The organism is Kitasatospora sp. NPDC058492 (genome assembly GCF_042720685.1).
GTDB lineage: Bacteria > Actinomycetota > Actinomycetes > Streptomycetales > Streptomycetaceae > Kitasatospora.
On the sequence record NZ_JBHXMU010000013.1, the window covers coordinates 102,169 to 116,797 of the forward strand.

Consider the following 14,629-nt stretch of genomic DNA (forward strand, 5'->3'; position numbering starts at 1 on the left):
CCACGAGTACACCGAATGGCGGCCTGTTTTGCGGCTCCCTCTATCCTCGGTTCCCGTGGACACCACCGAGAACGCCGACGACCACGCCGACGAGTCCCCGGGCGAGGCCACCGGGCCCGCGCAGACCCGCTCAGCCGTTCGCCCCAGGCCGGGCGGGCCGCGCACGGCGGCCTTCTTCGACCTGGACAAGACCATCATCGCCAAGTCGAGCGCGCTGGCCTTCAGCCGCCCGTTCTACCAGGGCGGTCTGATCAACCGTCGGGCCGTACTGCGCAGCGCGTACGCCCAGTTCGTCTTCCTGGTCGGTGGCGCGGACCACGACCAGATGGAGAAGATGCGCGAGTACCTCTCCTCGCTCACCCGGGGCTGGAACGTCCAGCAGGTCCGCGAGATCGTCGCGGAGACGCTGCACAACCTGATCGACCCGATCATCTACGACGAGGCCGCCTCACTGATCGAGCAGCACCACGCGGCCGGTCGGGACGTGGTGATCGTCAGCAGTTCGGGCTCCGAGGTGGTCGAGCCGATCGGCGCGCTGCTCGGCGCGGACCACGTGATCGCCACCCGGCTCAAGGTCGAGGACGGCTGCTACACCGGCGAGATCGAGTACTACGCCTACGCCGAGAACAAGGCCGCCGCCATCCGGGAGTTGGCCGAGTCCGAGGGCTACGACCTGGCCGCTTCCTACGCCTACAGCGACTCCTCCACCGACCTGCCGCTGCTGGAGGCCGTCGGCCACCCGTCGGCGGTCAATCCCGACCGCGCGCTGCGGAAGGAGGCCCAGGCCCGGGAGTGGCCGGTGCTGGTCTTCGACCGGCCGGTGGAACTGCGGCGGCGGCTCCCGGAGTTCTCCGCGCCGAGCGGCTCGGTGCTGACGGCCGTGGCGATCGGGACGGCGGCCGTGACCGCCGGGGTCATCTGGTACCTGGCCCACCGGCGCCGTCCGGAGGCCTGAGCCGCCCGCCGCGGGCCCGCAACACAGGCAAACGCGGGCCACCCACCGCAGGCCTCGCAACGCAGGCAAATCAGACAATCAGCGCAGAGTTCACTTTTCGGGTTCCCCTTTCGCCCGAAACGCGATACAAATGAAGCACGGCCCGCGAGACCCGGTCAGGACCCGAAGAGGTCAAACCGACAACGCAGTTAAGGCCCCACGGACCGCGTGTACAGATGACCGAGCACCCACATGCAGCCGACCCGCTGTCGGGCCGCTGGACCAGACGAACGGGCAGGATCCCCGTCTGATCAGCACTTCCGGTGCATGCATGGTCACCCGGTATCTGCACCAGCGGCGGCACCAGGCAGGATCAGGTGCCGCCGCATCTTCGTGTCAGAAGCGCCAGAAGCTCCGGCAAGAGCCCGCGCCCCCGCCCGCGCCCCTCCCGCGCCCGCTCAGACCATCCCGCGCTGCATCGCCTCGCAGACCGCCGTGCTCTCCCGCACCCCGAGCCGCAGCGCCCGCCCGCAGTGCGCGATCCAGGCCGCCATCCCCTCGGGCGTGCCCGCCAGGTAGCCGGCCAGGGCCCGCCGGTAGGCGTCGGTGCCGAGTTCCGCCAGCCCGACCTCGGCCGGGCAGATCGACTTCGGGTCGAGCCCCTCGGCGAGCAGCACGATCCGCTGGGCGGCCCGCGCGATCACGCCGTTGTACGCGCCGAACGGCCGCAGCGCGAGCAGTTCGCCGTGCACCACGGAGGCGACCACCAGGGCCGGCGTCCCCACGCCCTGGCCCTCGGCGCGCGCCACCAGCAGCCGGGAGAGCTGGTCGAGCCGGGCCGCGACCTCCTCGGCACCCGGGGCGGGCGGCAGCACCGGCAGCGGCTCGTCCACCTGGGCGACCTCGACGCTCTCCACCGGCTTGAGCCCCAGCGGGAACAGCTCCTCGACGCCCTCGCCCGCGCGGCGGGGCCGCCCGGCGGACGGCTCGCCGTCGCCGACGGCGAGCAGGTGCAGCCGGGCCAGCACCTGGAGCGGCGAGTGCCGCCAGATGCTGAGCAGCTGGCCGGCCTCGGCGGCGATCCGCAGGGCCGCGCCGACCGTCCGGGCCTCGGGGTCCGCGCTGAAGTCGCTGCGGCGCCGGACCTCCTCCAGCGGCCAGTCGGCCCCGGCCAGCGCCGCCGACGCGCGGGCGCCGCGCAGCGCGGACTCGGAGGTGACCTCGGCCGCGCGGCGGCGCATCACCCGGTGGCCGTAGAGCCGGTCGACGGCCTTGCGTACCTCGGCCACGGCGTCGGGCACCCCGGGGAGCTGGGCCAGCGGGGCGAGGGGATCTGTTCCAGTGCTCACCTACCCGAGAGTAATGAACAGCCGGCCCCTCCCGGAACAGCAACCCCGGATCACCCGTTAGAGGCAATCCTCACTTCCCTCCGCCGAGGAGGCCCAAACCCCGGCTAGCATGGCCACTATCGGAGACGATAACTATTTCCACTTAGGGGCCTCGGCATGTGCGACCCCTGAGCAGGTGGCCCCCGAGCGCGGGCCCAGAGCGAGAGCCGGAGTCCCAGATGAAGATCGCCTTCGTCGGCAAGGGCGGCAGCGGGAAGACCACGCTGTCCGCACTGTTCATCCGCCATCTGGCCGCCGTGGGCCGGCCGGTCATCGCCGTCGACGCCGACATCAACCAGCACCTGGGCCCGGCCCTGGGTCTGACGGATGCCCAGGCCGCGGAGCTGCCCTCGCTCGGCGCGCACCTGCCGGAGATCAAGGAGTACCTGCGCGGCAGCAATCCGCTGATCCGCTCGGCCGACGAGATGATCAAGACCACGCCGCCCGGCCGGGGTTCGCGCCTGCTGCGGATCGTCGAGGAGAACCCGGTCTACGCCGCCTGCGCCCGCCCGATCGCCCTGGACGAGGGCTCGGTCCGGCTGCTGGCGACCGGCGCCTTCACCGAGGAGGACCTCGGGGTGGCCTGCTACCACTCCAAGGTCGGCGCGGTGGAACTGCTGCTCAACCACCTGCTGGACGGCCCCGACGAGTACCTGGTCACCGACATGACGGCGGGCTCGGACTCCTTCGCCTCCGGCCTGTTCACCCGCTTCGACCTGACCTTCCTGGTGGCCGAGCCGACCCGCAAGGGCGTCTCCGTCTACCGCCAGTACAAGGACTACGCCCGCGACTTCGGCGTCCGGCTGCGGGTGATCGGCAACAAGGTGCAGGGCCCGGACGACCTGGCGTTCCTGCGCCGGGAGGTCGGCGACGACCTGCTCACCACCTTCGGGCACTCGGACTGGGTGCGCCGTCTGGAGCAGGGCGCCGAGCCGCCGCTGAAGTCGCTGGAGCCGGCCAACCGGGCCGTCCTGGAGGAACTGCGGGCCGAGGCCGAGGCCGCGTACGGGCAGCGGGACGTGCGGCGCTACACCGAGCAGGCCGTGCTCTTCCACGTGCGCAACGCGCAGAGTTGGGCCAACGCCAAGGTCGGCGTCGACCTCGCGACCCAGGTGGACGAGACCTTCGTGCTGGGCGGGCTCGGGGTCGGCGGCGAGCGGCCCGCCCCGGCGGGTGCGCACGCCTGACGCCGCTCCGCCCGAACGGGCCGTGGCCCTCCCCCCTTCCCCGGGGAGGGCCACGGCCCGTTCCGCATGTCCGGACCGCCCGGCGCCGCCAGCAGATCCCCAGCGGTTCGAACACCACCCAATGGGGTGAATCAGGGGGTTTTCCCCTTCCCTCCCGGAATGACGCTGTGCAAAGCTTTCATTACCCTCGGTTTACCGAGTCTTGATGGTCCGTCCCGACGGCCCTCGGCGAGACGTCCCGCACCTCGCCCAGGCCCCTGGCGGGCCCTGATGGTCAAGGTCCGGCCGGTGACACCCGCACTCCCCGCCGCGCCCACGCCATCCCGCCACACCGTCGCGACCCACGACAGCCGATCCGCCCCGGAGCCCCACCCACCGCCGGACCTGACTGCGTTCGTTCCCCCGGACAGACGGGAAGACAATGACCCTCGACATCTCCAGCGCCCCCATCGCCTCCGACACCACCGACCACGCACCACCGGGCCCCGGCACCAAGGCCCGCTGGGCCCAGGACCTCTCCGCCTCCCTGGTGGTCTTCCTGATCGCCGTGCCGTTCTCCCTCGGCATCGCGCTCGCCACCGGTGCCCCGCTCACCGCCGGCCTCGCCGCCGCGGCCGTCGGTGGCATCGTCGTCGGACTGTTCGGCGGCACCCCGCTCCAGGTCAGCGGCCCCTCGGCCGCGCTGACCGTGATCACCGCCGGACTGATCGTCCAGTACGGGTGGCGAGCCACCTGCGCCATCACCCTGGCCGCCGGGCTGCTCCAACTCCTGCTCGGCCTGCGCCGGGTGGCCCGGACCGCGCTCGCCGTCTCGCCCGCCATCGTGCACGGCATGCTGGCCGGGGTCGGGCTCACCATCGCCATCGCGCAGCTGCACGTCGTCCTCGGCGGCTCCCCGCAGAGCTCCGCGATCGCCAACCTCCTCGCGCTGCCAGGCCAGTTGGCCGGGCCGCACCCGCCCGCGCTGCTGGCCGGCTCGGTGACCGTGGCCGTCCTGCTGGGCTGGCCCCGCCTCGGCCGGCTCCCCGGCCGCGCAGGCGAGTTCGGCGCCAGGCTGGCCAAGGTGCCGGGCCCGCTGGCCGCCGTCGCCACCGCGACCGCGCTCGCCCTGGCCCTGGACCTGCGGCTCGCCCACATCGGGCTGCCCGCCTGGCAGCCGCACGCCCTCGTGCCGGCACTGCCGCACGGCCCGCCGGCCGGGGTGCTGGCCGCCGTCCTGACCGTCACCGCCGTCGCCGGCGTGGAGTCGCTGCTGTCCGCCGTCGCGGTCGACCGGATGTCCCGCCGTACCGGCGACCTCGACCGCGAACTGCGCGGCCAGGGCCTGGCCAACATCGTCAGCGGGCTGGTCGGCGGGCTTCCCGTCGCCGGCGGCGCCGTCCGCAGCACCGCCAACGTGCGGGCCGGCGGCCAGACCAGGTGGTCCTCGGTGCTGCACGGCGTCTGGGTGCTCGCCGCCGCACTGGCGCTGACCGGCGGGCTGCGCCGGATCCCGCTGGCCGCGCTGGCCGCGCTGGTGCTGGTGGTCGGGCTGCAGATGGTGAGCTTCGCGCACATCCGCAACGTGCACCGGCACCGCGAGTTCCCGGTCTACCTGACCACCGTGCTCGGCGTGGTGGCGCTCGGCGTGCTGTGGGGCGTCGCGCTCGGCGCCGGCACCGCCGTGCTGCTCGCGCTCTACCGGCTGACCCGCGCCCACGTGGACGTGCTGGCCGGCCCGGCCGGCGCGGTCACCGTCCAGACGCACGGGCCGCTCACCTTCACCGCCGTGCCCCGGCTGAGCCGGGCGCTGGCCGGGATCCCCTCCGGCGCCGAGGTCACCGTGGTCCACGACGGCTCCTTCCTGGACCACGCCGCGTACGAGACGCTGCACAGCTGGCGGACGGGCCACCAGGCCGCGGGCGGACGGGTCTCGATGGTGACGCGCCGCAGGGACGACGAGGTGCTCGACCCCGACGGCACCGTCCGGGCGGGCAGTTCACCCGGCCCGCACCGCTGCCGGGCCTGGACGCCCTGGGTCGGCCACCACTGCATCGAGCAGCAGGAGGATCCGCACGGCCGGCTGCTGGACGGCGTCCGGGTGTTCCAGCAGCACACCGCCCCGCTGATCCGGCCCGAACTCGCCCGGCTGGCCCGGGAGGGGCAGACGCCCTCCCAGCTCTTCCTGACCTGCGCGGACTCCCGGATGGTCACCAGCATGATCACCAACAGCGGCCCGGGGGACCTGTTCACCGTCCGCAACGTCGGCAACCTGGTACCGGCCCCGTACGAGCCCGGCGCGGCCGACGACTCGGTGGCGGCCGCGGTGCAGTACGCGGTCGAGGTCCTGGAGGTCGGCTCGATCACGGTCTGCGGCCACTCCGGCTGCGGCGCGATGAAGGCCCTGCTGGACGGCGTGCACGAGCGCCCCGGGCCGCCCACCCCGCTGGCCCGCTGGCTGCGCAACGGCCGCGGCTCGCTGGACCGGCTCCGCCGGGTCCCCGCCGAGTTCGACGCGCGGCCGGTGGTGGACCTGGTGGAGCAGCTCTGCATCACCAACGTGGTCCAGCAGCTGGACCAGCTGCTTGCCAACCCGGCCGTGGAGCGCCGGGTGGAGGAGGGCACCCTGCGGCTGGTCGGGATGTACTTCGACTTCGCGACCGCCCAGGCCTACGTGCTCGACCGGGCCGAGGGGACGTTCAGTCCGATCGAGGCGCGCATCGGGACGGCAGCGGCCGCAACCGCGGCCGGCCCGGCAGCGCCGAGGACACCGCCGGCCGGGCCGGTGGCGGGCGACACGCCCGAACGGGTGAATGAGGACGGCCGGGTTCCCACCGGCGGCACCGAGGACGGCCCCTGGCTGGCCGCCTGAGAGCCGGGCCCGTGTCCCCGCCGGGCGGGCCGGGGCACGGGCCCTCCGGCCGTCGTACCGCGCACCGCCCCGAGGCGGTGCGCCGTACGATGGTCCGTTCGACTGTCGGTCAAAGGTCTACACCAATTACCCGGAGGCTCTTGTCAAGTGCCCCATTCGCCTGGTGAGCTGTGCGCTGGGACACACGGGACAATCCCCACGCACGGGATCGTCTCCGATCATGACTCGATGAGGAGTGCGCGTTGAGCAACGAGAGCCTGGCCAACCTGCTCAAGGAGGAGCGGCGATTCGCCCCGCCGGCAGAGCTCGCCGCCGCCGCCAACGTCACCGCGGCCGCGTACGCGCAGGCCTCCGAGGACCGCCTGGGCTTCTGGGCCGAGCAGGCCCGCCGCCTCAGCTGGGCCGTCGAGCCGACCGAGACGCTGGACTGGTCCAACCCGCCCTTCGCCAAGTGGTTCGCCGACGGCAAGCTCAACGTGGCCTACAACTGCGTCGACCGCCACGTCGAGGCCGGTCTCGGCGACCGGGTCGCGATCCACTTCGAGGGCGAGCCCGGCGACAGCCGCTCGATCACCTACGCCCAGCTCAAGGACGAGGTCTCGCAGGCCGCCAACGCGCTGCTGGAGCTCGGCGTCCGCAAGGGCGACCGGGTCGCGGTCTACCTGCCGATGATCGCCGAGGCGGTCGTCGCGATGCTCGCCTGCGCCCGGATCGGCGCCACCCACTCGGTGGTCTTCGGCGGCTTCTCCGCCGACGCCGTCGCCTCCCGCATCGAGGACGCCCAGGCCAAGCTCGTCATCACCGCCGACGGCGGCTACCGCCGCGGCAAGCCGTCCGCGCTCAAGCCGGCCATCGACGAGGCGCTCACCAAGGTCGACGGCGTCGAGCACGTCCTGGTGATCCGCCGCACCGGGCAGGAGATCTCCTGGACCGAGGGCCGTGACGTCTGGTGGCACGAGATCACCGCGCGCCAGTCCACCGAGCACGCCCCCGAGGCGCACGACGCCGAGCACCCGCTGTTCATCCTCTACACCTCGGGCACCACCGGTAAGCCCAAGGGCATCCTGCACACCTCGGGCGGCTACCTCACCCAGGCCAGCTACACCCACCACGCGGTCTTCGACCTCAAGCCGGAGACCGACGTCTACTGGTGCACCGCCGACATCGGCTGGGTCACCGGCCACTCGTACATCGTCTACGGCCCGCTCTCCAACGGCGCCACCCAGGTCATCTACGAGGGCACCCCGGACACCCCGCACCAGGGCCGGTTCTGGGAGATCGTCCAGAAGTACGGCGTGACGATCCTCTACACCGCGCCGACCGCGATCCGCACCTTCATGAAGTGGGGCGACGACATCCCCGCGAAGTTCGACCTGTCCTCGCTGCGGGTGCTGGGCAGCGTCGGCGAGCCGATCAACCCCGAGGCCTGGATCTGGTACCGCGAGCACATCGGCGCCGGCAAGACCCCGATCGTGGACACCTGGTGGCAGACCGAGACCGGCGCCATGATGATCAGCCCGCTGCCGGGCGTCACCGAGACCAAGCCGGGCTCGGCCCAGCGCGCCCTGCCGGGCATCGCGGCCACCGTGGTCGACGACGAGGCCAACGAGGTCCCGAACGGCTCCGGCGGCTACCTGGTGCTCACCGAGCCGTGGCCGTCCATGCTGCGCACCATCTGGGGCGACGACCAGCGCTACATCGACACCTACTGGTCGCGCTTCGCGGGCCGCTACTTCGCCGGTGACGGCGCCAAGAAGGACGAGGACGGCGACATCTGGCTGCTCGGCCGGGTCGACGACGTCATGCTCGTCTCGGGCCACAACATCTCCACCACCGAGGTCGAGTCGGCCCTGGTCGGCCACCCGTCGGTGGCCGAGTCCGCCGTGGTCGGCGCCACGGACGCCACCACCGGCCAGGCCATCGTCGCCTTCGTGATCCTGCGCGGCGGCGCCACCGAGAGCCCGGAGCTGGTCGAGGAGCTGCGCGCGCACGTCGGCCGCACGCTCGGCCCGATCGCCAAGCCGAAGCAGGTCAAGGTGGTCGGCGAGCTGCCGAAGACCCGCTCCGGCAAGATCATGCGCCGTCTGCTGCGCGACATCGCCGAGGGCCGCGAGGTCGGTGACACCACCACCCTCGCCGACAGCACGGTGATGAGCCAGATCCAGGCCCAGCTGCCGCCGGCGGGTGGCAACGGCTGAGCCGGCCGACACGGTGAAGCGTGCCCCGGGCGGTGGTCACCGCCCGGGGCACAGCCATGCCGCGGGTCTGAAGCCCCCTTCCGGTCGGCCGCCGGGGTGTACAGCGGGGCGGCCGGGAGCGGGCGGTGCCCCGCGACCGACGGTGACGCGTTCACCCGTCTGCGAGCGGCCTGGGCCATTCGGGTGCCGTGCCGCTGCTCCTCCGGAGTGCAGAACCCACCCGTAGGGCTTAAGTCCTTGAATAGGACAATCCGGATGTCACCCGAACGATCCCCTAGACTGTTAACGACGCATCAAGATCCCTGAACGGGAGTCCGAGCGTCACAGGGCGCGCCGGGAAGTCTGGTCGGCAACTGCACCACACGTGCATCCGTTGCCGCTCCCAGCCCCTCAGGAGGTCCTCGTGACCGACCAGCCGCCCGTCCACGAGCCGACGACCCGCCGCCGGCAGCTGCTCGGCCGACTGTCCCTGCCCGAGCGGACGTTCATCACCGACGCCCTGCGCACCGAGACGGTCGGCGGCGTGCTGCTGCTGCTCGCCGCCGTGGCCGCGCTGGTCTGGGCCAACGTCTGGCCGCACGCCTACGAGAGCGTCCTCGACTACACCGTCGGGCCCTCCGCCCCGCTGCACCTCGACCTCACCCTCGGCAACTGGGCCAAGGACGGCCTGCTGACGATCTTCTTCTTCGTGGCCGGGATCGAGCTCAAGCGCGAGTTCGTCGCGGGCGAGCTGCGCACCCCGAGCGCCGCGCTGCTCCCGGTGGTGGCCGCCGTCTGCGGCGTCGCGCTGCCGGCGATCCTCTTCGCGCTCGTCAACTCGGGCAGCGGCGGTCACCCCAGCGGTTGGGCCATCCCGACCGCCACCGACATCGCCTTCGCGCTCGGCGTGCTGGCCGTGGTCGGCAGCCACCTGCCGTCCGCCCTGCGCGCCTTCCTGCTCACCCTCGCCGTGGTGGACGACCTGATCGCGATCCTGATCATCGCGGTCTTCTACAGCTCCGGCATCAGGTTCTGGGCGCTCGGCCTGGCCTTCGCCGGCCTGGTGCTGTTCTGGTTCCTGCACCGGCGCGGGGTGCACGGCTGGTACCTGTTCGTACCGCTGGCCGTCGTGAACTGGGCGCTGATGCACGAGAGCGGCATCCACGCCACGGTCGCGGGCGTCGCGATGGGCCTGATGCTGCGCTGCCACCGGGAGGGCGACGAGCAGCACTCCCCCGGCGAGCACATCGAGCACCTGGTCCGCCCGCTCTCGGCCGGCCTGGCCGTCCCGGTGTTCGCACTGTTCGCCGCCGGGGTGACGATCTCCGGCCCGTCGCTGCGCGAGGTGTTCACCCAGGCCACGCCGCTCGGCATCGTCATCGGCCTGCTGGTCGGCAAGACGGTGGGCATATTCGGCGGCACCTGGCTGGCCGCCCGGTTCACCCGGGCCGAGCTGAACCCGAAGCTCAGGTGGGCCGACATGTTCGCGGTCTCGGTGCTCGCGGGCATCGGCTTCACCGTCTCGCTGCTGATCAGCGAACTGGCGTTCCGCGACGACCTGGCCCTCGCCGACCTCTCCAAGACGGCCGTCCTGGTCGGCTCGCTGCTCTGCGCGACGGTGGCCACCGTGCTGCTCAAGCTCCGCAACCGGCACTACCGCGAGCTGTGCGAGGAGGAGGACCGGGACGTGGACGGCGACGGCGTCCCGGACGTCTACCAGGAGGACGACCCGGCCTGGCGGGCCCGGGCCGCCGGGCTCGCCCCGCGACCCGACGGCGAGGGGCCGGAGAAGCCCCGCTGAGGCCCGCCGGCGGCCCGGCAGAGCCCGGACACGTCCCCCCGGCGGGGCCCCGGAGTGGTGTGCGACTGACCGGTAGGGGCATGATTCTGAGCTGTCGACAGTCCACTGACGCCTCCGGGCCCCTCCGGCCCCCCGAACCGCACCACGCGGCGGCGTCACGCCGCACAGCCGCAGAGGAGAACCGCTGATGCCCGCAGGAGCCGCAGACCCGTCCAGCAACGGCCGGGCGCCCTACGAGGGCGAGCGTTCGGTGGGGCAGCTGTTCGCGGCGGCCACCGCCGACCTGTCCGCACTCGTCCACGACGAGATCGCGCTCGCCAAGGCCGAGATCCGGGCGGACGTCAAGCGCGGCGTCTCCGGGGGCGTCTCGCTGGGCGTCGCCGCCGTGGTGGCGCTGGCCGCCGTCCCGATGCTGAGCGCCGCGGCGGCCTTCGGCATCCACGCGCTGGGCCTGTCGCTCGGCTGGTCGTTCCTCATCGTGGCCGGCGCCTACCTGCTGCTCGCGGTGCTGCTCGGGCTGATGGCCTGGCGCTCGTTCAAGCGGATCGAGAAGCCGCACCGCACCATCGAGGGCGCCCAGAAGACCGCCGACGTGCTGAAGAACGCCCGGCCGCGCCCGGCCACCAAGGAGGAGATCGACCGGGCCCTGGGCCGCATCCCGTAACCGTCCGTCCGGTGGCGGTGCACGCCGCCCGCCCGGACCCGCCGGGAGCGAGCGCCGGGCGCCGTCCGGCGCACGGATGTGACACGCTCTCGGTATGCCGCTTGACCAGAAGCCCGTATCCGCGCAGCCGTCCGCCGACTCCGGACCCGACCTGGCACCCGGGGGGGAGCCCGCCGATGAGGCCCCCGGCACCACCCCCGACGGCGGCGCCGAGGCCTGGAGCGTCCGGCAGAGCGGCCCGTGGACGCACCGCGACCTCGCGGCCAACGGCGCCCGGTTCCACATCGCCGAACTGGGCTCGGGCCCGCTGGTGCTGCTGGTGCACGGCTGGCCCGAGTACTGGTGGGCCTGGCGCCACCAGCTGACCGCGCTCGCCGAGGCCGGCTACCGGGCGGTGGCGCTCGACCTGCGGGGTGTCGGCGGCAGCGACCGCACTCCGCGCGGGTACGACCCGGGCAACCTCGCCCTGGACATCACCGGGGTGATCCGCTCGCTCGGCGAGCGCCGGGCGCACCTGGTCGGGCACGCCGCCGGCGGCACGCTGGCCTGGGTGGCGGCGGTGATGCGCCCGTCGGTGATCCAGAGCCTCACCGTGGTCTCCGCCGCGCACCCCCGGGACCTGCGCCGGGCCCTGCTGACCGACCGCCGCCAGGCGGCCGCCTTCGAGCACGTGCTGGGCTTCCAGCGGCCGTGGATACCGGAACGCCGTCTGGTGGCCGACGACGCCGCGCTGGTCGGCCGCTACCTGGACGCCTGGGCCGGTCCGAACCGGCTGGACGAGGAGGCGGTGCACGCGTACCGGCAGGCCATCCAGATCCCCAGCACGGCGCACTGCTCGATCGAGCCGTACCGCTGGCTGCTGCGCTCGATGGCGCGCCCGGACGGCATCCAGTTCGCCCGGCGGATGAAGAAGCCGATCACGGCGCCGACCCTGCACGTCCAGGGCGCGGCGGACCCGGTGCTGCTGTCGCACACCGCGCTGGGCGGCGGCGAGTACGTGGCGGCGCCGTACCGCTGGCGGCTGATGCCGGGGGTCGGGCACTTCCCGCACGAGGAGGCCCCGGAGCAGTTCACCGCGGAGCTGCTGGACTGGGTCGGCCGTCACAAGGAGTGATGGCGCAGGAGCGGCGAAGGGGCCGGGAGGGAAGGGCCCTTGGTCCCAACTCCCTTGATCTGACGCACATATGACAACCGCATAGGCCATTTTCGACGCGCGCCCGGCGGTTACCCCCACCGGCCCAGGGGCATCCATTCCGGTATGACCTGGATGCCCGATCGCGGCGGCGCCCCGCGCGCCCGACGCCACAACAGCTCCCAGCGCTCCGCCCACCGCCCCGACTGGGCGGACGACCTCGGCTACGACGGCCCCGACCGCCGTCCACGCCCGGCGCAGCGGCAGCTCGGCATCCCCCGCATCCTCGGCCGGCGCGCCCGCTGGGTCGGCGCACGACTGCGGCGCGAGACCTGAGGCCTCGCGCCGCGTCGTCCGGCCGGTCCGGCGGACCGGTTCCGGCCGACCAATCGGTTCGGCCGGTCGGTCCCGCCGGTCGGGTCGGCTGGCCGGCCAGTCCCGCCGGTCAGTTCACGAGCGTCGGCGACACCGCGGTGAACCAGAGCAGGACGAAGGTCGCCACCGACATGATCGGCACCAGCACCTTGGTCTCGACGTTGTTGCCGCTGCGCTTGATCAGCACCACCTCGTAGCGCTCCTTGTGCGGCCAGAGCAGCGGCGCGCCCTTCTTGGTCAGGCAGTCGCCCAGCAGGTGCGCCAGGGTGCCCAGCGCCACCGCGTACGGCAGCCAGCCCGGCGAGTTCGGCATCCAGGTGTTCATCCCGAAGGTGCCGAGCGCGGACAGCCCGATGACGGTGATCCAGCTCTCCGGGCCGTCCCCCGGCGGGCAGAGCCGCAGCGCCCGGATCGCGAGCGCGATCAGGAAGAACGTCAGCACCAGGGTGAAGTTGCGGCCCAGGTAGGTGACGCCCGCCCAGGTGCCGGCGCCCATCAGCGCGACGAACAGCAGCGAGTGGGTGGCGTGCCGGTGCCCGCCGGAGGCCCAGGCCACGAAGCGGCAGAGCGCCTTGGAGATCGGCCCCAGGAAGTTGGCGATCGAGCCGTCGTGGTGGTCGAGGTCCGGCAGCAGGGCCGCCCCCGCGCACAGCACCGTGCCCATCAGTATGTCCGCCGGCTGCAGCGTGGTGTGCAGCAGCAGCGGGGGCAGGAACGGCGCGGAGGCGGCGTACAGCATCGCCCCACTGACCGCGTGCGAGTGACCCATCATCGGACTACCACGACCTCCCGTAAGACTCACTCCGGGACGGCGCCCGGTTGAGCCGAACGGGTGAGCGCGGCAGAGGCTACCAGGGCGGACTGACGGTGTGACGGATATCGGATCGTCGGACCCGGCGCGTCGGACCGCCCCGCGGCCCGGTCAGAGCGCGCAGCCCTGGGTGTCCACCGGGGTGCTCGCGGTGCTGCCCCTCTCCGCGTCCTCCCGCACCTCGGCCGCGGTCAGCACGTACCCGGTGTCGGCGCTGTCCAGCGACTTGGCGAACACCACGCCGTAGACCTGGCCGTCCGGGGTGAGCAGCGGGCCGCCGCTGTTGCCCTGGCGGACCAGCGAGCGGACCGAGTAGACGTCGCGGACCACCTGGCCGCGGTGGTAGATGTCCGGGCCGTTGGCCTGGATCCGGCCGCGGATACGGGCCGGCTGGACGTTGAAGGCGCCGTTCTCCGGGAAACCCGCCACGATCGCGCTGTCGTTGGTCTTCGCCTCGCCCGCGAACGCCAGCGGGGGCGCGTTCAGCTTGGGGACGTCCAGGACCGCGATGTCGCGCTGCCAGTCGTAGCGGACCACCGTCGCGTCGTACAGCTGGCCGACCCCGCCGATCTGCACGGTCGGCTCGTCGACCCCGCCGACCACGTGGGCGTTGGTCATCACCCGGTGCGGGGCGAAGACGAAACCGCTGCCCTCCAGGGTCTTGCTGCAGGAGGTGGCGGTGCCGACCACCTTGACCAGGCTCTGCTTGGCCCGCGCCACCGCCGGGCTGCCGGCCAGCGCCGGGTCGGGGGTGTCGACCTGGGTGATCGGCTCGTGCTCGAAGGGGTTGAAGACCTGCGGGAAGCCGTTGCGGGCCAGCACCTTGGAGAAGTCCGAGAACCAGTTCGGCGCGTCGTCGGGCAGCGCGTTCTGCACGCCGCCGAGGATCGCCGAGGAGCGGACCTGCTTGGACACCGTCGGCAGCGACGCCCCGGCCAGCGCCGAGCCGATCAGCCAGGCCACCAGCAGCATCGAGACCACGTTCACGGCCGCGCCGCCGGTCGCGTCCAGCACCCGCGCCGGACGGCGGCCGATGTGGCCCCGGAGCTTCCAGCCGAAGTGCGCGGTCACCGCCTGGCCGATCGCGGCGCACACGATCACCACCACCACGGCCACCACCGAGGCCGTGGTGCCCGGGCTGAGGTGGTCGAGCAGCAGCGGCAGCAGCTGGACGGCCAGCAGGCCGCCGCCCAGGAAGCCGACCAGGGACAGGACACCCACCACGAAGCCCTGCCGGTAGCCCGACACGGCGAATGCCACGGCAGCGGCGATCAGCAGCACATCCAGGACGTTCACCCGGACACCCTCC

The 14,629-nt window shown here is 72.9% G+C and carries 11 protein-coding genes; 8 read left to right on the plus strand and 3 right to left on the minus strand.

Going from position 1 to position 14,629, the window contains the following annotated elements; genetic code table 11:
• Positions 1 to 55: 55 nt before the first annotated feature.
• On the plus strand, positions 56 to 955 hold the full coding sequence (locus ACFWPI_RS11805; RefSeq protein ID WP_380373040.1) for an HAD family hydrolase: 900 nt from the start codon (positions 56 to 58) through the stop codon (positions 953 to 955).
• Positions 956 to 1,392: 437 nt separating this feature from the next.
• On the opposite strand, the gene ACFWPI_RS11810 is transcribed toward ACFWPI_RS11805, so the two are convergent.
• A complete protein-coding gene (locus ACFWPI_RS11810; RefSeq protein WP_063348676.1) occupies positions 1,393 to 2,283 on the minus strand; it encodes a hypothetical protein in 891 nt (296 codons plus the stop codon).
• Positions 2,284 to 2,501: 218 nt separating this feature from the next.
• On the opposite strand from ACFWPI_RS11810, the gene ACFWPI_RS11815 reads away from it, so the two are divergent.
• The 7 genes from ACFWPI_RS11815 (at position 2,502) to ACFWPI_RS11845 (ending at position 12,470) form a co-directional block, all read left to right on the plus strand.
• Positions 2,502 to 3,509: an ATP-binding protein gene (locus tag ACFWPI_RS11815; protein ID WP_380373042.1), complete on the plus strand. Its 1,008-nt coding sequence runs from the start codon at positions 2,502 to 2,504 to the stop codon at positions 3,507 to 3,509.
• Between the two features lie 421 nt (positions 3,510 to 3,930).
• The gene (locus ACFWPI_RS11820) at positions 3,931 to 6,360 is read left to right on the plus strand and encodes a SulP family inorganic anion transporter (RefSeq protein ID WP_380377237.1); all 2,430 of its coding nucleotides are present in this window, start codon (positions 3,931 to 3,933) and stop codon (positions 6,358 to 6,360) included.
• Positions 6,361 to 6,602: 242 nt separating this feature from the next.
• Complete coding sequence (acs, locus tag ACFWPI_RS11825) at positions 6,603 to 8,558, plus strand: acetate--CoA ligase (protein WP_063348674.1); 1,956 nt, start codon at positions 6,603 to 6,605, stop codon at positions 8,556 to 8,558.
• A gap of 403 nt (positions 8,559 to 8,961) precedes the next feature.
• On the plus strand, positions 8,962 to 10,338 hold the full coding sequence (gene nhaA, locus ACFWPI_RS11830; protein ID WP_079135771.1) for a Na+/H+ antiporter NhaA: 1,377 nt from the start codon (positions 8,962 to 8,964) through the stop codon (positions 10,336 to 10,338).
• Positions 10,339 to 10,525: 187 nt separating this feature from the next.
• Positions 10,526 to 11,002 (plus strand): phage holin family protein, encoded by a 477-nt coding sequence (locus tag ACFWPI_RS11835; RefSeq protein ID WP_063348673.1) that lies wholly within the window; start codon positions 10,526 to 10,528, stop codon positions 11,000 to 11,002.
• Positions 11,003 to 11,096: 94 nt separating this feature from the next.
• Positions 11,097 to 12,116 (plus strand): alpha/beta hydrolase, encoded by a 1,020-nt coding sequence (locus ACFWPI_RS11840; protein WP_363370492.1) that lies wholly within the window; start codon positions 11,097 to 11,099, stop codon positions 12,114 to 12,116.
• A gap of 144 nt (positions 12,117 to 12,260) precedes the next feature.
• On the plus strand, positions 12,261 to 12,470 hold the full coding sequence (locus ACFWPI_RS11845) for a hypothetical protein (RefSeq protein WP_063348672.1): 210 nt from the start codon (positions 12,261 to 12,263) through the stop codon (positions 12,468 to 12,470).
• A gap of 109 nt (positions 12,471 to 12,579) precedes the next feature.
• Here the strand turns inward: ACFWPI_RS11845 and ACFWPI_RS11850 are convergent, their stop codons facing one another.
• Complete coding sequence (locus ACFWPI_RS11850) at positions 12,580 to 13,281, minus strand: metal-dependent hydrolase (protein ID WP_063348671.1); 702 nt, start codon at positions 13,279 to 13,281, stop codon at positions 12,580 to 12,582.
• A 150-nt stretch (positions 13,282 to 13,431) separates the two neighbouring features.
• Positions 13,432 to 14,616: a MarP family serine protease gene (locus ACFWPI_RS11855; protein ID WP_063348670.1), complete on the minus strand. Its 1,185-nt coding sequence runs from the start codon at positions 14,614 to 14,616 to the stop codon at positions 13,432 to 13,434.
• Positions 14,617 to 14,629: the final 13 nt, after the last annotated feature.

What these genes read in the sequence shown, in the direction of transcription:
- ACFWPI_RS11840 (WP_363370492.1), top strand. Translation starts at nt 11,097, where the DNA reads ATGCCGCTTGACCAGAAGCCCGTATCCGCGCAGCCGTCCGCCGACTCC.
- ACFWPI_RS11850 (WP_063348671.1), bottom strand. Translation starts at nt 13,281, where the DNA reads ATGATGGGTCACTCGCACGCGGTCAGTGGGGCGATGCTGTACGCCGCC.
- ACFWPI_RS11845 (WP_063348672.1), top strand. Translation starts at nt 12,261, where the DNA reads ATGACCTGGATGCCCGATCGCGGCGGCGCCCCGCGCGCCCGACGCCAC.
- ACFWPI_RS11835 (WP_063348673.1), top strand. Translation starts at nt 10,526, where the DNA reads ATGCCCGCAGGAGCCGCAGACCCGTCCAGCAACGGCCGGGCGCCCTAC.
- ACFWPI_RS11820 (WP_380377237.1), top strand. Translation starts at nt 3,931, where the DNA reads ATGACCCTCGACATCTCCAGCGCCCCCATCGCCTCCGACACCACCGAC.
- ACFWPI_RS11815 (WP_380373042.1), top strand. Translation starts at nt 2,502, where the DNA reads ATGAAGATCGCCTTCGTCGGCAAGGGCGGCAGCGGGAAGACCACGCTG.